This is a genomic window from Streptomyces sp. CB01580 (assembly GCF_001905795.1).
GTDB lineage: Bacteria > Actinomycetota > Actinomycetes > Streptomycetales > Streptomycetaceae > Streptomyces.
The window spans coordinates 620,499-639,833 of the sequence record NZ_LIXJ01000003.1 but is presented as its reverse complement, the minus strand read 5'-3'; the positions used below and the strand labels follow the sequence as shown (position 1 = coordinate 639,833).

Here is a 19,335-nt window from a genome sequence, read left to right as displayed (position 1 = left end):
CATGCAGCATATCGGAGCCTCTGACCTGCACAAACGGAGCAGGAGATCTTGGGTCTTACGGCGTGTGCGCCGCCCGCCCGACGAGGAGTGCGACGAGCGCGACCCACGCGGCGAATGCGACGACAGCGGCCGTCGTGCGGGCGTTCACGAGCCCTCCAGGCGGCGCACAAGCGCGACGTCGGACCAGAGCCGGTCGAAGTGGACGTGGTCGTGTAAGCGCCCGGTGTGGGTCATGCACGCCTGGTTGGCGGCGTCGACGTCTGCCGTGGGACCTAACGACCATTCGCAGTCAGGCGTCAGGCACCGGACGGAGATTGTCACTTCGCTCTGCGGCGCCGTCGCGATTTTGTGCGTGACGTACCTCAGTACAGATCTCACCGGGTCCTCCGTAGCTTCGCGTGGGGGTGACGCCGAATTTCCACGGCGAGATCCGTAGCGTGCGACGGGTCGAACGCGGGGCCAGGCGTAGATGCCTGGCGCCACTGCTTCATCAGCGCGTCGCACACGTCGCACCCCGTCGCCGGACGAGGAGTGACCGGCATTCCGTCGCTCAGTTCCACCGGACGCGGTACCAAATCCGAAGCCCGCACGATCCCTGCTCCTATCGTCCCTCGTCGGTCCGTGGCGGCCATCTTGACTGGATAGGAGGGCCGTCGGACCGGACATCGAGGGGACACGTTGACCGCGGGTTCGCTATCGTCCTAAGTGGCCTAAACGTCCCGGGGAGAGACCTTGAACATCGCCTTACGAGATGCATTGAGCGACGCGCATATGACCCCCTCCCGCCTCGCACGTACAGTCGGGGTGAGCACAAAGACCGTAGAACGATGGCTATCCGACCCGCGACGTGTGCCCCACCCCGGGACACGTCTAGACGTGGTGGAAGCGCTAGGTGTGGAGGCAGAGGTGTTGTGGCCGCGCGCGATCCGGAACGCAGTCAAAACGGGCCCGGAGCGAGAGATCGTCAATGCGTACCCGTACCGGAATGCGTGCCCCACGTCGGTGTGGTCCAGGCTGATCGACAGCGCCGAGAAAGAGATCACCTTCGCCGGGTACACGAACTACTTCCTGTGGCAGGAACAATCAAGGCTCCCTGACCGCCTCAAGGCGAAGGCGTCGGCCGGATGTACTGTCCGCTTCCTCGTCGGTGACCCGAACTCGGATGTCACTCGCCGTCGGGAGGAGATCGAGGACGTCCCTCTCACCGTCGGTACGCGCATCCGGATCACGCTCGACGCGCTACAGCGGATGGGAGCGGTCCCCGGCGTCGAAGCGCGGTTCTCGGACGACCACATCGCCCTGTCGGTGTTCCAGTTCGACGACGAGATGCTTGTTACGCCGCACCTGTCGTCTCTCCTCGGCCACGAGTCGCCCATGCTCCATCTGCGCCGGCTCGGTGATGACGGGCTGTACGACCGATTCGCGGGGCACGTGGCGGCGTTGTGGGAGCGGGGACGTCACGTCGACGCGTGACACTGGGGACTTAGTACCAACCCCACACCGCCCGCAGGTTGCGCGTGTGCGTCTTCCTGTGACCCGGGGTGCAATACACCCGGCGGCGTCCCGGTCCGGGCTTCTGGGGCACGTCCTTGCCGCAGAAGGGGCACGTCGACGGGACCGACTTCGCGGGGGTCATGGTGTTCATGGGGGTGTCCTCTCTCAAGCCATAGGAACGCCTGGAGTGCCCATGTCGGGCCGCTCCAGGCGTAGTTGGGGGAAGCGTGCGACGGCCCGCCACCGTGTCGGCAGCGGGCCGGGAAACGTGCGTCAGGTGTGCGTCAGATCCAACGACCCGTGGTGATAGCTGCTGCTGTCCGCTCTTCACGGACCACAACGCGTTCGTCGACGATGTCGGTCAGCTCCCGGTCGCCAACCCACACGTGGTTCTCCACGGTGACGTTCGGCGCCTGGCTGCCTCGTCGGGCGTTGGCTCGCAGGGTCTCCCACTGGCCAGCCGTGAACACCGGCTCCGGCTTCCCCGTGCCGTTGAAGACGGGCGTCCATCCCGGCATCAGGTAGCCGCCGGAGTCGTATCCGCCGGGGCGGTTGTAGGCGGAAGGAAGGGAACCGTACGCAGCCTTCGCGTAGCGCATGGAGGCGAAGATGTTCGCCAGAGGATCGACGGAGACGCCGTTGAGGAACGGGCCCTTCTTGATCATCTGCCCCGCGTAGTGCTGCCACGTCGGCCGGATGAGCTGCATGAGCCCGGTCGACGGGTAGCCAGCCTTCGCGTTGCTATCCCAGTTGTTGACCGCCCGCGGGTTGCCGCCCGACTCCTGCCGCATCCGTCGGAGCGTCAGGTCCGCGTACGACGCGGGGTTCCCCGTCATACTCAGCGCCTGAAGCACCGTCGGACGCCAACGAGCCACGCCCGAGCCGCCGTTACCTCCCCCACCGCCTCCGGTGAGGTAGCTCATGGGATCCACGGGCCGCCCGTTAACCCGCGCCTCCAAGTGGAGGTGAGGGCCGGTGACGTTGCCCGTCGCGCCGACAGTGCCGATGGTCTGGCCCTGGCGCACCGTCTTACCGACAGAGGTCAGGATTCGCGTCATATGGGCGTACAGCGACGACAGGCCACCACCGTGGTTGATCATCACGTGGTTGCCATATGGGCCGCCACCCTGCGCGGTAGTCACTCGTCCGCCGGACACCGCCTTGATCGCGGTGCCGACAGCTGCGGGGAAGTCAAGGCCGGTGTGATGCCCGGAGGACCACATACGTCCAGCCACACCGAACTTCGTACCGTATCCGGCGTTGACGGGCTTGACCCACTGGCCGTTGCCTCCAGCGCCAGAGAAGAAGCCGGTGACCATGTCCTTCATGTCCGTCAGCATCCTCAGGGGCATTTTTGCCACCGACTTTGCCCACGGATTCGCGAGGATGGGCTCCATAGTGCTCTTGGCCAGGCCCTTAGCCTTGTCAAAGAGCTTGCTTGGGTCCAGGAAGTCAAGAGCACCAGAGAGGAACTTCCCTGCATCGCTCGCCTTGTCCCTGATCCAGCCGACAATTCCTCCGTTGGCGAAAGCGGGAGTACCGGAGGCGATAGCACGCTGGACGCCACCGACGCCGCCTGAACGGGCTGCTGCGTTCCACTGGTTGATCCTGTCGGCGCCGACTGCTCGCGTCCACTCCGGACGCATAACGGCCTCACCACCGCCGACAGCAATAAGGCGGTCGTCGCGCCCCGGAGAGTAGCCGGACATGATGCCGCCAGTGTTGAATTTCTTGACGTCGATCGGCTTCAGCTTGTCCGCACCCGTGATGGAAGCAACGCCGTTCCACAACGGGACGATTCCCTTGTTGTAGACGTGCTCAATGATGAACTTGACGGGCTCCTTAGCAATATTCTTGAGTTGATCCCAACTCTTCTTGATGTCCTTCTTCGCAGTCTCGAACCCTCGCGCCATTAGGTCGACGGCCCGACGGATGTCGTCGGTGTGCGGCTTAATCGCCTTGTCGTACAGCCACTTCACCTTGTCGGCGATCCAGCCAAGGACCGGCTTTACTGCACTGTCCCACAGCGACTTGACAGCCTTGCCGAGTAGATCGAACGCCTTCTTCGCGTCCCCGATGTGAGGCTTTATGTACTTCTCGTACAGCCACTTCGCCTTCTCCGCGATCCAGTTGAAGACAGGCTTGACGGCCTCATTCCACAGCCACTTGACGATGGCGCCAAGCAGCTTGAAAGCCACATAAGCAGGGAGGAGAAAGATCGTCAGCAACGCCTTGACCACGGGCTTTACGGCTGCTGCGATGAATTCGAAGGCAGGCTTAATCGCCTTGTCCCAAAGCCACAGAGCAGCGTCGCCGACCTTCTTGATGATCTGCCACAGGAAAGTGAAGATCGGCTTCAGGACCTTTTCCCAGACGAACTCTGAGGCCGTCTTGATGCCATCCCAAGCGGTGTCAACGACGGTGCGGAACCAGCCCCAATTCTTGTAGGCGTACACTACACCGGCCGCAAGGAGTGCGACGACGAGAATGATCGCCTTGATGATCGGGACAATACCCGTCGCGTTCAGTGCCACGGCCCATCCGCTCGTGGCGATGGTGGCCAGGATCACGACCGACTCGTACAGGAACATGGCCACCGCGAATGCAGCCATCCCGACCCTGATGGCCTTCGTGACGAAGTAGATCCCCCACAGGAGCTGAATAAACTCCGGCGCGTTCTCCGCCGTCCACGAAATCGCCTCAAAGACGGGTCCAAGTGCGTCGAAGAGCTTTGCACTGAGAGGTGCGAGCGCCTTTGACACGTCGAGGGCCGCGCTCAGGATATCCCCGATGAACTCGGCTACCCCAGGTGCCGTGTCCTTGACGTACTGGAGGAACTTCTCGAACTCCGGGGAGCCCTTGAGGTTCGTCCCCCACTTGGCGAAGCGCTCACCGATCTTGGTGGACCGATCAGCGATTCCGTCCATGTGCGGCAGGAAGGCATCAACGACCCCTGCGGAACCCTTCAGGACGAGTCCGATCGTCTTCCCGAGTCCCTTGATTGCGGGCTCGATACTGTCGGTGAGATCAGCCTTGAACTCGTGCCAGAACGGCGCCTTCATCTCGGCCGACGCGGAGTCCATGAGGGAGTCAATTCCACGTGCAGCAGCCAGGACCATTGGCGTGAGGCCGGGCAGGGAATTCTTCGCCCCGTCGACGCCCCGCGTGAAGAGTGGCAGAACTGCGGGCTGAAGAGACTTCTGCCATTCGTCGAATGCAACCTTCAGCCCGCGGGGGCCCGCGATGGCGTCGAAGAGCTGTCGCGCGGCGGGAGTCATGTCCGCAAGTGCCTGGCGGTACTCGTCCTGTTTCGTGGTCGCGACGCCCGTTGCGTCGGCCGTCGAGAGCTGTGCCCGCTGGAGGCCCCGTTGGGCGTTCGCGATGCTCTCCGCTGCTGACGCTTGCGCGTTCGCGGCGTTGCGAGTGGCGTCGGCTACGCGCTCCTGCGCATCGGCCACAGCGCGCGCACCGTCGACGGACGCCTTCGACGCTGCTGCCTGCGCCTTACGGAGTGCGTCGGTCTGGTCGACCACGCCCCGCTGCGCCTGGCGGACGCGTTCTGTCGCTGCCTTGACGGCGTCGGAGCCCTCTACGCCGGCCCGCTTCTGCTTGGCTGCCGACTTCTGAAGCTCGTCGAACGACTGTGACGTCTGCTTGGCGTTCAACTGTGCACGGTCAAAGGCGAGTTGAGCAGCTTCAACCTGAAGCTGTGTTGCCCTACCCGCGTCAGCGTCGGCCAGTGTGGCAGTCAACTCCTGTTGGGCTTGCTTGACCCTCAGGGCTGCCTCCCGCTGATCGAGGTAGCCATCAAGTAGGCGATCGTTCAGCGCTGCAAGCTGTGCGGCGGCATCCTGCCTGGCGCGGGTGAGTTCTGTCTCCGCGTCCCGAGCGGTGCGCTTGGCGTCGGTGAGCGATTGCTCCGCTCGACGCACGCCGTCGGCCGCCGCCTGGCGCTGCTCTGCCGCACGCTGCGCGGCGTCCGCGACGGCCCGTTCGGCGGCTTCAACCTGACGGTTGGCCTGCACGGCGGACTGTGCGGCGTTGCGATGCGCTGACGCCAACTGTGCCTGCGCACCTACGAGTTGGAGCGCACGGTTCGCAGCCTGCGACGACGATGCGGCACTCCGATCGGTTGCCTGTGCGGCCTCGTCCTCCGCGGCAGTCTTCAGACGCAAAGCCTCGGTCACACCCTTGATGGCCGGTACCGCGACGAGTGCCGTCGCCCCGATACCCGCTCCAGCGGCGGTGGCCATTGCCGCCACGGCTCCGAGTCCGGCGGCGAGGATGGGGCCGAGGGGGATTGCGGCCAGTGCAGCCGCTTGCATGCCCAGAGACATCAGTGCGGCGGTCGCCTGGGTCGTATCGACGCGGACGGGGACGTTAATCTCCCTGCGATTTGCTGCGTCGATCTCGGCTCTCATCGCAGCGAGTGCCGCGCGGGCAGCGGCTGTATCGGTGCGGATTCGGATGTTGGGGTGTTCAGCTCCGAGACGCTGGAGCTCCCGTTCGATCCGCTCCACTTCAGCGCGGGCCGTTCCCGCGTCCACGTCGATGCCTATACGGCGATTTGAGAGCTGTTCGAGCCTCGCACGGAGTCGGGCAAGCTCCGCGTCAACCCCAGTGTCGGAGAGGCGGATATCGAGCCTGGGCATGCTGCGAAACGCTGCTTGGAGGTGCCGCCGCATCGATGAGGCGAACGCCCCTGCCGTGTCATCCCCTTGGCGCGTCGCTGCCGCTCGTCCGGCTTGGCCGGCTCGGGTGATCGCGTTGGGGATGGCCACTGTGAGGTTCTGCGCCAGGGAACGGGACATGGCCCGCCCCATGCGCTCCCCGGCCTCTTCACCGACCCGGTCCGCGATGGGCAGGACCATGGCCTTGAGGCGTGAATGGAACTGTGGGATTACCGGGACGACGTCGACCGCCGCACCGCCCACGATGTCCAGATCAGGCATCTGACCACACCCCCGGCAGCGGGCCTATCTCGGTGGGGTCGGTGCGCGCGTTCAGAATCTCCGCGACCTCCCGCAAGTTGCCGTACAGCTCGACGACGTCGGGCGTGGGCTCCAGGGCGTCAAGGCCCTGGCGGAGCCATTCATAGTCCCTGCATGCGTCGCCACAGTGCGTCGCTGGCAGCGGCATGTCGGCGACGAGAACGGGTTCGACGATGAACCCGCAGCCGTCACGGGCACACACGGTGTTTTCGGTGGTCTTCATGGGCCCTCCGGAGGGCATGGAAAAGGCCCGTAGCGCGTCCGCTACGGGCCGATCAGGGGTCGTATGGGTTGTTGCTTGGGGGCGGGCCCCGGTGAGCTGTCAGGCGGCTGCATGCGCGGGTCGACGGTGCCGCCTCGCCGACGCATGGGCGTCCGTGTGGACCACCCATCGGGTGCTGTCGATGATCTGCACGCCGTGCACCGGATCCCCGCCGGACTTGCGGGAGTCGAGAACGGCCACGGCCTCCATCAGCGTCGCAGCCTGACGGGCGTCGTCGTTGTAGAGCGCGTTCTTCGCTGCGCTGTCCCAGTGACGGCACCAGGCTGAACACCAGTCCGTGAGTACCGGGTTGCCCCTACGGTCCCGCTTCACCCATCGGGGCAGTCGGCAGCCTGCGCGGGGGCAGATAGGCGGTTGGGTGGACATGGCGGTCTCCTGTCGTGTCACACTTCTAGGCCGCTCACCTGCGGCTTTACTATCTCTTGGTGTTACTCGTTCGGGGTCGTCCCTGCCTCGCGGACGATCGTCCGGCGCGCACGATGGACCGTGCGGAAGGCGTCAGAGAGCGGCAGAGGGGCGCCCAGGGGCGTCAGACGGGCGGCTGAAGGGGCCCCGGGGGCGACCTCCAACCGGTTGTCAGACCGCGCGGCCCAGCACTCTTCCGGTAGCCGAGGCACCCCGAAGGGGATCACCCCCTGGGGTGACCGTCAGGAAATCGCAGGTCAGGGGCGTTCGAGCGTCGGCCGGCTCGTTGGCCCGCACGCCTGCATCACCGACTGGCCTTCCTCGTCGGCGTACGCCTGGCGTGCGTCGAGCCAGCGGCGCCATGCTGTGAAGACGCGCAGTGAGCCCATTCCAGCCGCCCTCACGTCGTCTACCTCGTCGGGATCGAGCCACTGCCACACGATGCACCTGCGTAGCTCGGGCGGACACGCGGGCCGATGCCCGCCACTCGCGGCCCCATGCTGCGCCAGGCGTGCACGGATGGCGGCGCGTCGCGCACTCATGCAGTGATCCGCGCTCGTCGCGCTGCGATGTCTGCAACAGGCGCGTCGTGTATCTCGCCCGTGCGTGCGTCAACCTCTTCCATCCTCCAGCCCAGCGACTTCATGCCCGCCGGACTGAGGCCAAGGTGGTCGGCCAGGTGCCGCGCCTCCTGCGCCAGTCCGGCCGTCACGCGTCCCGAGAACGCGTCACACACGACGCGGACATAGAGCGCGACGATAGGGACGAACGAGTCGTCATACTGCGTCGCCTGTGGGCTCTGCCACAGCTCATCCCACATCGTCCGCTCCGGCTCCGTCCACGCGCGCCCAGCGGGCATGTCCGGGATCGGGTCGTCACACCCGGCGAGAGGGAGCACAATGGGGCCAACGGCGCCGCTCCGTGAGGCGCCACGGTGAGCACGGGAATGCGGCGTCCATGGCTTCTGACGGGGTCCAGGGGCAACCATGGGCCCCTCCTTTCATTGAACGAGGGGCCCCGTAAGTCGATTTACGGAGCCCCCGTCGACGTCAGCTCATGGTGTAGGAAGGTGCGGCAAAGGGGTTGGCGGTGCGCTCCGTGCCGCTCCGCTGCGGTACCTGCGGGCGCCGCCCGTCCTCGTCCAGCCCCGCCTTACGCCGGTAACGGGCAGCACCCGCGGAAGCCCCTTCAGCCGGAGTGACGTCGACGCCACGCGGTCCGCCGACACGGGGAGCGGGAGGCGCAGGGTTCGTGGTGGAGAACTCGGCAGCGAGCGTCTGAGCGTCCGCCGTGAGTTCGTCCTCCGTTGACCCGATCAGGCGCGCGGACTGCTCCGGGGTGAGCCCGGCGGTCAGTCCGGCGCGGAGCTTGGCAAGCTCAAGTGCGTCCCCAGCGAGGGGAGTTGGGGTGTTGGGGTCAGTCATAGCTGGTCGCCTCTCAGAAGGTTCGCGGTGCGCGCTCGTCGCTCACCGTCGCGTTGGGGGTCGGCTTCGGTGGCTGCGGCTTGGAGTAGTCCATCTGCGGCACCGTGGAATGCGGATAGACCTCCGCAGGGCGCGGGGCCGGGATCGGCGTCTCGTGCCAGGCGTACGGGTCGCGCTGGATCGGCCCGTTGTCGTCGTAGACGACTTCATGGCGCGCGTTCGTCGCCATAACCTCCAGCTTCAGATCTTCGCGCGACCGGGGCACATACGCAGTGCCGGCCGACGCGATCCACCGCAGGTAGCCGATGGTGTACTGGCCGGACTTCATGGCGGAGAGCGCGTCGGCCGGCACGTTGTCGGGGTCGAAACCCGCGACGTGACCGTGCCCGTCACGCTGCCACGCCTTCAGCTCGCGGCTGCTCTCTTCGTGCACGCCCGGCAAGTCCAGGCGGTGTCGCTGCGGCATCAGGAACGACCACTGTGCGCGCCGCACGTTGCGGTAGTCCTCCAGGAGCACGGAGAGGGTGCCCCACGCCTCCACGGCGGCCCCTCCGGCCTTAATAGCGCCCTCTGCGGATCGGACGTCGCCGAGAGCTTCCGCGGCCGTCCTGACTGCGCTCAGGATCCCCGCCAGTCGCGTCCCCAGGAACTCCAGGGCGTCGTCACTGAGTACCTGCCGGGTGTCGTGGGCCAGGTCTTCGGCAGCGTCGACGGCACGCTTGAGCGCCAGGCGCTCCGCTTCCCACTCCACCGCTTCGGTGTTCGCCTTCGCGGCCTTCGAGCCGACGTCACGCGGCCATGTGCCGGAGGTGATGAAGCTGTTGACGGCCTCCTCCACCACGCGGTTGCGCGCCTCGTCGGGCGTCTCTCCGGCCCGGTGCCGACGGAGACGGTCCTCCGCGGACGCATGAAGCTTCCGCGTGCGCTCGATGTCGGGTACTGCCTCCAGTGCCGCAAGTTCCTCGGGGTTGGTAACGGCTGGCATTTCGTTTCCTCTCGGTCGGGCATAGAAAATCCCCCGCCGACGGCAGGGGCTGTGTAGGTCAAGGTGTGGCTGTGCGGCGCTCAGGCGGCCTCGTATCGGCCGGTCGACTCGAAGTACGCCCGCCGCTCCGCGCGGCGCTCCCGTACCCTCCTGGCACGCTCCGGCGCTTCCAGGCGGTACCGGAGGCGCTCCGCCGCATTCCGGCAGTCGGCACACTTGCGGGTGAAGCCGTCGGCACACAGGGCGTCGGCATGAAAGTTGTTGCCGTTCACGGCGAGCGTCCGGAAGCAGCCGGGACACTGCCGCCGGGGAGCGTCGGGCACGTCGATGCAGCGCATGGTTCCTCCAAAGGTGTTCTGCCGTTCTGACGACCTTTCGTCCTGCCAACGGCTTGAAAAAAAGAGGAGCGCCGCCCGTGGGCAGCGCTTTGAAAAGAGATCAGAGACCCCGGCGGAGCACGCCGACGGACGCGGAGGAGAATCACGGTCAACGTCAGCGGCTCGAACGCCGGGGCCACGCGCCGACATCCCGCGAGAGGAAGTACGGGGCGGCGCGGCATGGCGGGGGTAACTACGCTCCGTAATCTCTACTGAAGCGCGAGCCCCTCTACATGAGTTATCGGGGGAGGGTGTCGCTCAGTGCGGTAGTTTGCCCGGCTTGCCGCAATATTAGTTACGAGACAGTTACCTCCGTCTCGCAATGCGAGATACGAGCCAGAGAGCACCGCCCGCCCGTGCCGACCAGTCGGCGCGCGTGCCCCTAGAACGCGCTAGACGGCCCTCTGGAGCGCTTCAGGGGGCTCGGTGAATCCCTTTTCTGGCGCACGCCCCTCACGGCGCCTCAGAACGGCGCCTGCGGCTTTCAGAGCCGCCGCCTCCCTCTCCTCCGCCCCGACTCCTCGTCGACGAGGGGCCTCCAGGCAGGGTGGGTGCCAAATTGACAAACTAACTCTATTTTTCAAAACCCTCTAACGCGTGTAAGGAGAAACTGAGATAGGGGGTCAGTTTGACACTTTGGCCAATCTGACCCCCGAGCCGGTGGCGGAGAGTGAGTTCGGGCGACGAAATGTAGCTCTCAGTACCCGAGGTCAAATTACGGTCCTTTCCCGGAAGTACCTCACAGTGTGAGCCAAGTAGGCGCGCGGGGCCGTAGTTTGACCTGCGGGAGGCGGAGGACGTCGACCGACGAGGGGAGAGCGGACGCGACAGAGCCCCGCCACCCGGAATGGGCGCGGGGCCGTTGTCACACAGGGTGAGCTACGCGGCGATCGCCAGGCGACCACTCTGGGGCGCCTTCCAGGCGTCCCCCTCGTGGCACTCGGGGTGGAGCGGGATCCACGCGGTACCGGACTCGGTGATCACCATTTCGTCGGTGTCGAACCACTCAAGACAGTGGGCGCACGACGAGATATCCCGGCATTCCTGGCACCAGACGTCGCCGTCCGCCCGGACCACGGACCGAACCGTCGTCGACTGCCCGCACACGCACTCCGCGAGTGCCTCGGGATGCTGCCGCTCCCTGACAGGGATGCCCGCGAGCAGTGCCTCACCCTTCAGGAGAGTGCTCACGTAGTCCCCCGTCGACGCCGGGCCTCCCATGTCGTATATGGCTTCGTACTGGCGAACGTCGAAGCCGCTCGACGTCGCCCAGGTCGCCATTGCGCCCAACTCCGTGGCGACGGTGCGGGCGAACTCCCTGAGGCGTTCCCGGTCGGCTCGGGTGCGGATCGGGCCGACGACAAGCACGTTCCGCTCCGGGGTCTCGTCGACGTGGTCCAGGCACACGGCGGCTTCATCGTCTCCCTCGCCTACGCGGACGAAGGGGCCGGACTCGGAGAAGCAGATGTAGCAGACGTCGGCCGGGGTGTCGTCGGCGTCAGTGTGGCTGGTGCATTGGAACACCTGGCCGCCGTCGACGAGGGCCGGGAGCGGGACCATGGGGGCGGTTTCGTCGCCGCACTCGATACAGGCGGTCCCATCGCGCTGGGCCGGGGTGAGGGTTGCGTACACTGGTGTCTCCTCTTGTAGGAGCGACGCCCCGCCCTGTCTTCCCGGACTGCGGGGCGTCGCTGCGTTGTAGGTACAAAGCTAGACAGTTTGTAGGTACAACGCAAGCCCGAATCTCGCGCATCTTGTAGGTACAGAACTGCTAGCCTGATGTCATGCCGACACCACGTGCCTACGAGAAGCCGAAGAACATCCGGGTGCCTGACGCCACCGAGTGGGCGCCGTTCCTGGAGGCCGCAAGAGCCATGCACCCCACTGGACGGAGCCCGCGGACGCAGGTGATCCGCGAATTCCTGAACTGGTACATGCGACGCCCCGGCGCCAAGCTCCCCGAGCGGCCCCCGGCGGGACCCTGGTCCACGCCGGCTGAGTAGACACGAACATGGGAACGGCCCCGTCCTCGTCGACGGGGCCGTTCTGTGCTGCGTCTACTCGGTCTCTGGTGTAGCCCACTCGATATCGCATCGGGTGTCCCCATCGAATGGGGCGCCACGTCGAGCGGCCTGTGTGACGGTGATCTTGTCGATGGCTACCCGGATCAGGTCGCGTCGCAGCGGTAGGTCTGCGGCCTCCCACGCCTCTTCGAGAAGAACCGCGTCGTCGAACATCGTCAGGTCGACGGCTTGGCCACTGAGTGCTTCGTACCGCGCCCGCGCCTCAGTCAGCGTCTCCTCAGCTTCCGCGACGAGGCGAGGGAAGTGTTTCCCCATAGCGCCGTCGTAGATGCCGTTCGCCCGGTCGTTGGCGAGACGTTCAAGGGCCGTCTCCGCGGCCTTGACGGCTCCTAGAGCCTCGTATACCTCTTCCGTCTCCTCGGGTGCTGTGAGTGCCGCCCATCGCTCCGCAACAGCGACCATCAGGGGGTCGCCGGAGTTGATGTCGGCCGCACTGACAGCCGAGACCCATCGCTGGTAGACGTACTCCTCTATGCGCACGCGCATGGCGGAGGCGGGTGCCGGACACAGCTTCCCCATTGCGTGCGCGTCGCAGACGTAGGATCGCCCGCTCGTCGGCATCCTCGCCCCGCACCCTGCGCACCGAAGTAGGTCCGTCAGCAGGTGCGTGGCACGCCCAACACGTGAGCCCAGGGCCCCTCGTTGGTGACCGGCGTGAACGCGCCGGGCCTTTGCGACGAGTTCAGGCGGTGCCGGGTCGACACCGTCAGCGAATACCTTGACGCGCTCCCCCCGCTCGTCTCTGTACGCGACGGGCCATGTGTACTTGCGTGATAGCGCGACGACCTGAAAACCCTCGTACACCGGGTTGTAGATGATTCGCCGGATGGTGGACGCGCTCCAGTCACCGCCCTTTGGGGACCTCACACCGTCCAGAGTCAAGCCCCTGCCGATGCGTCGGGGCGATATCCCGTCGGATGCGTCGGTGAGGATTCGAACTACCACATCCCACCCCTTGGCGTGGTGCAACTTCCCGCGCTTGTCCTTTCGGAGACCGTAGGGGGCTGCCCCAATCCACTCTCCCCGACGACGCTGCCCCTGCTTCGTGTCGCGAACACGGTGAGATGTGAGATCGGATACCGCTTTTGCTCGCTCGGCATCGCTGATGATTCGCTCGCGGTCACGGGGGTTGGCGCTATCCAGTCTCTCGTAATCGCAAATCAACCTGGCGCCGGAATCAAGGATCTGCACTACCGATCCTGCGCCCTTTCGGTCGAAGCGATCCAGTGCGTACACCCAGAGTGCGGGCACTTCCTTGCGACGAAGAGCGGTTAGCGCACGCTCAAAGTCGGGTCGCTTAACGTCAGTCCACGCCGACAGGTTGTCCTTCCACACCTTGCGCACGGTGTAGTTGTTCTGCCGTGCCCATTCACGTCCGCGCTCTTCCTGAGTACGGAAGGTGAGAGCTTCGGTGCCCTCCCTCACGATGATGCTCTTGCGTAGGTACAGATCAATCTCATCCAACGCGTCCACCCCTCACGAACTGTCATGACAGGGTAGGCGACCCACGTACATCAAGAACATGGTCACCGGCGCCGCCCAGCTCGACGGTGCGATCCTCGTCGTGTCCGCGCTCGACGGGATCATGCCGCAGACCGCCGAGCACGTCCTGCTGGCCCGTCAGGTCGGCGTCGACCACATCGTCGTCGCCCTCAACAAGGCGGACGCGGGCGACCCCGAACTGACCGACCTCGTCGAGCTGGAGGTCCGCGAGCTGCTCACCGCGCACGGCTACGGCGGCCAGTCCGCCCCCGTCGTACGGGTGTCGGGCCTGAAGGCCCTGGAGGGCGACCCGCGCTGGACCTCGGCCGTCGAGGCGCTGCTGGACGCGGTCGACACGTACGTGCCGATGCCGGTGCGCTACACGGACGCCCCGTTCCTGCTCCCGGTGGAGAACGTCCTGACCATCACCGGCCGAGGCACCGTCGTCACCGGAGCCGTCGAGCGCGGCACGGTACGGGTCGGCGACCGGGTGACGGTGCCGGGCCCGGACATCGAGACGGTCGTCACCGGACTGGAGACGTTCGGCAAGCCGATGGAGTCCGCCGAGGCCGGTGACAACGTGGCCCTGCTGCTGCGCGGCGTCGAGCGAGACCGGGTCCGCCGCGGTCATGTCGTCGCGGCCCCCGGCAGTGTGACGCCCCGTCGCCGGTTCACGGCGCAGGTGTACGTCCTGACGGCCCGCGAGGGCGGCCGCAGCACCCCGGTCGCCACCGGCTACCGGCCGCAGTTCTACATCCGCACCGCGGACGTCGTCGGCGACATCGACCTCGGCCCGGCGGCGGTGGCGCGCCCCGGCGACACGGTCGACGTCACCGTCGAACTGGGCCGCGACGTACCGTTGGAGACCGGACTCGGCTTCGCGATCCGCGAGGGCGGCCGTACGGTCGGCGCCGGCACCGTCACCGCGGTGCTCTGACGTCCGCACCGGCCGGGCCCCCCTCCCCCACCCCGGGGGAGGCGGGCCCCGTGCCGTGGGCAAGACTGACGGCATGGCAGACACAGCACTGGTACTCGGTGCCGGCGGCGTCACCGGCAGCGCCTGGGAGACCGGCATTCTGTACGGGCTCGCCCAGGCGGGAGCGGACCCGACCGCCGCAGATCTGATCATCGGCAGTTCGGCGGGCGCGGTGGTCGGCGCGCAAGTGGCCTCCGGTGCGCTCGGCCTCGCCGAACTCTACGAACTCCAGCTCTCCGACCCGCGGGGCATGACCGGCGGACGGCTCGGTGCGGCGGCGTTGCTGCGCTACGCGGGGGCCGTGCTGTCGGCGCGCACGCCCGAGGCGTACGGCCGCAAACTGGCGGGGATCGCCGCCCGGTCCAAGGCCGGCATCACGGCGGAGGAACGGCGCGCGGCGATCGCCGACTGCCTCCCCTCGTCGGACTGGCCCGAGCGCCCTCTGCTCATCACCGCCGTCGACGCGGTCAGCGGCGAGCTCCACGCCTTCGACAGGAGCGGTGGGGTGGCGCTCGTGGACGCCGTCACCGCGAGCTGCGCGGTCCCGGCGGTCTGGCCCGTCGCCACCGCGGGCGGCCGGTCCTGGATCGACGGCGGCGTGCACTCCCCGGCCAACGCCCAGCTCGCCGAGGGCTATGAGCGCGTCGTGATCATCGCCCCGACGGCGAGTGGCAACAAGGTCATCGCCTCGCCGCGCTCGCAGGCGGACCGGCTCGCCGCGCGGGGCGCCCGCGTCGAGGTCGTCACCCCGGACCCGGCGGCGAAGCGCGCCTTCGGCCGCAATCCCCTGGACCCGAGTCGCAGGGCGGCGGCGGCCCGCGCCGGACTGGCCCAGGCGGCGGCGCACGCCGACGCCGTCGCCGCGGTCGTGAGCAGATGATCCGGCACCCCACAATGGGAGGGTGAACGAGCCGATACCCGTCATCCGGGACGTGGACCAGGGCACCGCCAGACTCCTCCCCGACGTGGACCGGGACCGGGCCTGGCTGCTCACCGTCGACGGCGCGCCCCAGTCGTACGTCGACCTCGACGCGCCGGAGCATCTCGAGTTCGAGTACGTGCGGCGGCTCGCCCATGTCGTGGACCTGGCCGCAGCACCGGGCGCGCCGCTCGACGTGCTCCACCTCGGCGGCGGCGCCCTCACGCTGCCCCGCTACGTCGCCGCGACCAGGCCCGGATCCCGTCAGGACGTCGCCGAGGCCGACCTCGGGCTCCTCGCGCTGGTCGCCGAACACCTCCCGGTCCCCGACGGCGCCGGGATCACGGTGCACGGCGCCGACGCCCGCGGCCTGCTGGATGGGACCCCGCCCGGCTCCGTCGACCTCCTGGTCGCGGACGTCTTCGGCGGCACCCGCGTGCCCGCCCACCTCACCACCGTCGAGTACGCGCGGGCCGCCCGCCGGGCGCTGCGCGACGGGGGAACCTACGCCGCCAACCTCGCGGACGGCGCCCCCTTCGACTTCCTCCGCTCCCAACTGGCCACCTTCGGGGCCGTCTTCGAGGAGCTCGCACTGATCGCCGAGCCCGCCGTGCTGCGCGGCCGGCGCTTCGGCAACGCCGTACTCGTGGCCTCCCGGCACCCCGTCGACACCGAGGCGCTGACCCGCCGCTGCGCCGCCGACGTGTTCCCCGCCCGGGTCGAGCACGGCCCGACGCTCACCCGGTTCACCGGGGCAGCCCGGCCGGTCCGGGACGGTGAGGCGGTCGCCTCACCCGAGCCGCCCGACGGCGCCTTCGGGATCGGCTGAGACCGGCTCCCGCGGGGCCACCGCTCCCGCCGCTGCGGTGGTGGCGGGAGCGCGGGTCAGCCGGCGTACTTCGGGCACGAACAGCACGGCCCCGGTGACCAGCACGATCAGCGCCGCGCAGCCCCACAGCGCCTGGCTCCGCCCGACCAGCATCTCCACCGGACCGGCGAGCGCGGTGGCGAGCGGCATCATCGCCACCGAACCGAACCAGTCGTAGGCCGAGACCCGCGACAGTTTCTCCTCCGGGATCTCCTGGTGCAGGGTCGTCATCCACGCCACCCCGAACACCTCGATGCAGACGCCGCTGACGAACATCACCAGGCACAGGCCGACCACCTGCAGCGGTACTGCCAGCGCCGCCGACGGCAGGGCCAGCGGGAACACGCAGAGCGTTCCTACCAGCAGCATCCGACGGGGCTTCCAGCGCGTCATCAGGAGCGCCCCGCCCAGTGTGCCGGCGCCGAACGCGGCGAGCGCGAAGCCCCAGGGCCGGGGGCCGCCCAGTTCGTCCCGGGCCACCAGCGGCCCGTACACCGACTCGGCGGCCGCCACGGCGGCGACCACCACGGAGAACTGCGCGACGATGCTCCACAGCCACGGGCGTCCGATGAACTCCCGCCAGCCGTCCCGCAGATCGGAGAGCAGACCGCCGCCGGGTTCGCGTGCCGGGATGTGACCGACGTCCAGGAAGGCGCGCAACACCCCGGCCACGGCGAAGGCCGCCGCGTCGACGGCCAGCACCCATCCCGGGTCCATGGCCGCGATCATGGCGCCGCCGAGCGCGGCACCGCCGATCGTCGCGCCCTGCATGGCCATCCGGAAGAGGGCGAACGCCCGGCTCGCCTGTTCCCGGTCGACGCTCGACATCAGCATGCCCTCGGCCGCCGGGTTGAAGAACGCCTGTCCGGTCCCGCACAGAGCGGTGAGCAGCATCATCTGCCACAGTTCGGGGTCGCCCGCCAGCACCAGCCAGGCGAAGACGGCCTGCGAGACGCAGTTCAGGGCGTTCGCCGCCACCATCACCCGGTGGCGCGGCAGCCGGTCCGCGATCGCCCCGCCGATCAGCAGGAACAGCACCAGCGGCGTGGCCCTGGCGGCGGCCACCAGGCCGACGTCGCCCCCGTCCCCGCCGGACTGGAGAACGGCGAACGCCGCCGCGATCAGCGCGCCATGGGTACCCAGGCCGGTGATGATCGCGGCGGCGGTCAGCAGTCGGTAGTTGCGGCCGGAGCGGCGTGCGGGGAGTTCGGGGGCATCGGCGGCGGAGGTGACGTTCACCACGGGACTATCGCTGCCGAGGCCCCCTCGTGCCAATCGAATAAACGGCGCCCCCGGGGATCGCCCCCACGAACGGCCGCGGGAGGCGTCAGGAGGACGGGGCGACGTCCGTCAGCCGCACGGTGCTCAGGATCTTCTCGATGGTGGTGTCCGGGAGTTCGTCCGGCACGTTGGCGGCCGCGTACAGCACCCAGGACGCGAATTCGCCGTTCTTGTTCTTGAAGGTGAAGGCGATCGTCTTGCCGTCGCTGTCGCACTTCTGGCGCTTCGTGACGCCGGGAGCGGTGGCGGTGACGACCTGGCCGGTGAGCCCCGACTTGGTGGTGTACTGCCGGGCCGGGGTGAACTTGATGGTGCTCTGCGGCATGTGCTGCGCGAACGCGCCCCATGCCCAGGTGCCGGCCTCGCTGTGGGCGTTCTTGGCGGCGTCGGTGGCCCCCTGGGCGCCCCTGCTGCCGGCACTGGCCAGGCTGGAGGTCTCCTCGACGCCGTTCTTGTCGGAGTCGTCCACGCACCACTTCTTCTGGAGGTACGACGGTCCGGTGAAACCGATCAGGGGCGAATGGTCGCCCTTCTTCTCGTCCTCGAAGAACGAGAATGTGCCGGGAGCACCGACCTCCCAGTCCCCGGGCACGTCGAACCGCGTGCCCCACTTGGGGTTGGTGACCACCTTCCAGCCCGCGACGAGGGGCTTGGCGTCGTCGCCGCCGCGCGGGTTCGCCTCCGGCGAGGCCGCGGACTCGGACGGGTCGGCGGGAGCCGAGGTCCTCTTGTCGTCGGCGACGTCCTTGTCCTTGTCGTCGTCCTTGTTCAGCACGACGACACCGGTGACCGCCGCGGCCACCACGACGGCGGTGGCCGCGACGATCGCCACGGCGGTGGTCTTCTTCTTGTCGTTGCCGGGCTGCGGAGCGCCGGGCGGACCGGGAACCGCGTACTGCGGAACGGTCGGCTGCTGGTACGGGTTCGGCTGCGGGTAGCCGTAGCCGGGCTGTTGCCCCTGCTGCGGATGTCCCGGGTGCTGCCCGGGCTGTCCCTGCTGCTGGTATCCCGGCTGCTGATAGGGGTTCGGCTGCTGGTACCCCGGCTGCTGGTACGGGTTCGGGTTCTGGTCCTGCGGGTTGTGCTCGCCCCCGGGCGGCTGCTGTCCTGGCCACATGGCTGGAAACAATAAGGGGGCCGCGCCGGGACGGCTACGTCCGCCCCCGTGAGCGGATGGTGAAGGAAGCGGCGGGCAGGGGACGGGGGACCCGCGAGGAGCCACGGGGGAACGGGACGGGGGCGGGGAAGCGGGGATGGCACAGCCGGACTACTCACAAGTAACATCAAGTCATGAGTGCTGCACAGTCGACCGTCGGCGAGATGCTCGCCGCCACGGTCCCCATGGCCCGTACCCTTCGTCTGGAGTTCCTGGAGACGACCGCCGAACGCGCGGTGGTCCGGCTGCCGGACCAGGCCGAGTACCACAACCACATCGGCGGCCCCCACGCCGGAGCGATGTTCACGCTCGCGGAATCGGCGAGCGGCGCGATCGTCCTGGCCGCCTTCGGCGACCAGTTGTCGCGCGCCGTGCCACTGGCCGTGCGGGCGGAGATCGGCTACAAGAAGCTGGCCATGGGAGAGGTCACGGCGACGGCGACCCTGGGCCGGCCGGTGGCCGACGTCGTCGCGGAACTGGACCGCGGGGAGCGGCCCGAATTCCCCGTGGCCATCGAGATACGGCGTGCGGACGGCGCGGTGACCGGCGAGATGACAGTCGTCTGGACGCTGCGTCCCAACGCCTGATCCCGGGCCGCCCGTACGGGGCT

18 protein-coding genes and 1 pseudogene are annotated in these 19,335 nt (G+C 67.9%); 6 read left to right on the top strand and 13 right to left on the bottom strand.

Going from position 1 to position 19,335, the window contains the following annotated elements; genetic code table 11:
- Positions 1 to 144: 144 nt before the first annotated feature.
- Positions 145 to 666 (bottom strand): DUF7848 domain-containing protein, encoded by a 522-nt coding sequence (locus tag AMK22_RS42250; RefSeq protein WP_443333275.1) that lies wholly within the window; start codon positions 664 to 666, stop codon positions 145 to 147.
- A 138-nt stretch (positions 667 to 804) separates the two neighbouring features.
- Between AMK22_RS42250 and AMK22_RS07840 the strand changes: the two genes are divergently transcribed.
- The gene (locus AMK22_RS07840) at positions 805 to 1,473 is read left to right on the top strand and encodes a hypothetical protein (RefSeq protein ID WP_338014141.1); all 669 of its coding nucleotides are present in this window, start codon (positions 805 to 807) and stop codon (positions 1,471 to 1,473) included.
- Between the two features lie 305 nt (positions 1,474 to 1,778).
- On the opposite strand, the gene AMK22_RS07835 is transcribed toward AMK22_RS07840, so the two are convergent.
- From AMK22_RS07835 to AMK22_RS07805, 9 genes are all read right to left on the bottom strand, one after another.
- Positions 1,779 to 6,446 carry a peptidoglycan DD-metalloendopeptidase family protein gene (locus AMK22_RS07835; RefSeq protein ID WP_073782638.1) on the bottom strand — a complete coding sequence of 1,556 codons (4,668 nt, stop codon included), beginning with the start codon at positions 6,444 to 6,446 and terminating at the stop codon, positions 1,779 to 1,781.
- Positions 6,439 to 6,708, bottom strand: coding sequence for a hypothetical protein (locus AMK22_RS07830; RefSeq protein WP_073782637.1), 270 nt, complete (start codon positions 6,706 to 6,708; stop codon positions 6,439 to 6,441). Before AMK22_RS07830 ends, AMK22_RS07835 begins: the two co-directional genes overlap by 8 nt.
- Positions 6,709 to 6,807: 99 nt before the next feature.
- The gene (locus tag AMK22_RS39110; protein ID WP_143203525.1) at positions 6,808 to 7,134 is read right to left on the bottom strand and encodes a hypothetical protein; all 327 of its coding nucleotides are present in this window, start codon (positions 7,132 to 7,134) and stop codon (positions 6,808 to 6,810) included.
- Positions 7,135 to 7,430: 296 nt separating this feature from the next.
- Positions 7,431 to 7,577 (bottom strand): hypothetical protein, encoded by a 147-nt coding sequence (locus AMK22_RS39435; RefSeq protein ID WP_158072030.1) that lies wholly within the window; start codon positions 7,575 to 7,577, stop codon positions 7,431 to 7,433.
- A gap of 134 nt (positions 7,578 to 7,711) precedes the next feature.
- Positions 7,712 to 8,161 (bottom strand): phage terminase small subunit, encoded by a 450-nt coding sequence (locus AMK22_RS42245; RefSeq protein WP_443333274.1) that lies wholly within the window; start codon positions 8,159 to 8,161, stop codon positions 7,712 to 7,714.
- Positions 8,162 to 8,222: 61 nt separating this feature from the next.
- Positions 8,223 to 8,597 carry a hypothetical protein gene (locus AMK22_RS39105; protein WP_143203524.1) on the bottom strand — a complete coding sequence of 125 codons (375 nt, stop codon included), beginning with the start codon at positions 8,595 to 8,597 and terminating at the stop codon, positions 8,223 to 8,225.
- Positions 8,598 to 8,610: 13 nt separating this feature from the next.
- Positions 8,611 to 9,582 (bottom strand): hypothetical protein, encoded by a 972-nt coding sequence (locus tag AMK22_RS07815; protein ID WP_073782634.1) that lies wholly within the window; start codon positions 9,580 to 9,582, stop codon positions 8,611 to 8,613.
- 80 nt (positions 9,583 to 9,662) lie between these two features.
- On the bottom strand, positions 9,663 to 9,920 hold the full coding sequence (locus AMK22_RS07810) for a hypothetical protein (RefSeq protein ID WP_073782632.1): 258 nt from the start codon (positions 9,918 to 9,920) through the stop codon (positions 9,663 to 9,665).
- 918 nt (positions 9,921 to 10,838) lie between these two features.
- The gene (locus tag AMK22_RS07805) at positions 10,839 to 11,591 is read right to left on the bottom strand and encodes a hypothetical protein (RefSeq protein WP_073782630.1); all 753 of its coding nucleotides are present in this window, start codon (positions 11,589 to 11,591) and stop codon (positions 10,839 to 10,841) included.
- A 152-nt stretch (positions 11,592 to 11,743) separates the two neighbouring features.
- On the opposite strand from AMK22_RS07805, the gene AMK22_RS07800 reads away from it, so the two are divergent.
- Positions 11,744 to 11,962 (top strand): hypothetical protein, encoded by a 219-nt coding sequence (locus AMK22_RS07800; protein ID WP_073782628.1) that lies wholly within the window; start codon positions 11,744 to 11,746, stop codon positions 11,960 to 11,962.
- A gap of 54 nt (positions 11,963 to 12,016) precedes the next feature.
- Here AMK22_RS07800 and AMK22_RS37325 read toward each other — a convergent pair whose 3' ends face one another.
- Positions 12,017 to 13,507 (bottom strand): recombinase family protein, encoded by a 1,491-nt coding sequence (locus tag AMK22_RS37325; protein ID WP_158072029.1) that lies wholly within the window; start codon positions 13,505 to 13,507, stop codon positions 12,017 to 12,019.
- Between the two features lie 46 nt (positions 13,508 to 13,553).
- On the opposite strand from AMK22_RS37325, the pseudogene AMK22_RS07780 reads away from it, so the two are divergent.
- From AMK22_RS07780 to AMK22_RS07770, 3 genes and pseudogenes are all read left to right on the top strand, one after another.
- A pseudogene (locus tag AMK22_RS07780) lies at positions 13,554 to 14,462 on the top strand (GTP-binding protein); the annotation flags it as partial.
- Between the two features lie 73 nt (positions 14,463 to 14,535).
- On the top strand, positions 14,536 to 15,381 hold the full coding sequence (locus AMK22_RS07775; protein WP_073782626.1) for a patatin-like phospholipase family protein: 846 nt from the start codon (positions 14,536 to 14,538) through the stop codon (positions 15,379 to 15,381).
- 22 nt (positions 15,382 to 15,403) lie between these two features.
- Positions 15,404 to 16,249, top strand: coding sequence for a spermidine synthase (locus tag AMK22_RS07770; protein WP_073782624.1), 846 nt, complete (start codon positions 15,404 to 15,406; stop codon positions 16,247 to 16,249).
- On the opposite strand, the gene AMK22_RS07765 is transcribed toward AMK22_RS07770, so the two are convergent.
- A complete protein-coding gene (locus AMK22_RS07765) occupies positions 16,211 to 17,527 on the bottom strand; it encodes an MFS transporter (RefSeq protein WP_073782879.1) in 1,317 nt (438 codons plus the stop codon). The two genes, AMK22_RS07770 and AMK22_RS07765, sit on opposite strands and share 39 nt — an antisense overlap.
- A gap of 88 nt (positions 17,528 to 17,615) precedes the next feature.
- Positions 17,616 to 18,686: a hypothetical protein gene (locus AMK22_RS07760; protein WP_073782622.1), complete on the bottom strand. Its 1,071-nt coding sequence runs from the start codon at positions 18,684 to 18,686 to the stop codon at positions 17,616 to 17,618.
- Positions 18,687 to 18,859: 173 nt separating this feature from the next.
- Here AMK22_RS07760 and AMK22_RS07755 point away from each other — a divergent pair, with 173 nt between their 5' ends.
- Entirely contained in the window at positions 18,860 to 19,312 is a 453-nt protein-coding gene (locus tag AMK22_RS07755) for a DUF4442 domain-containing protein (RefSeq protein WP_073782620.1), read from the top strand.
- Positions 19,313 to 19,335: the final 23 nt, after the last annotated feature.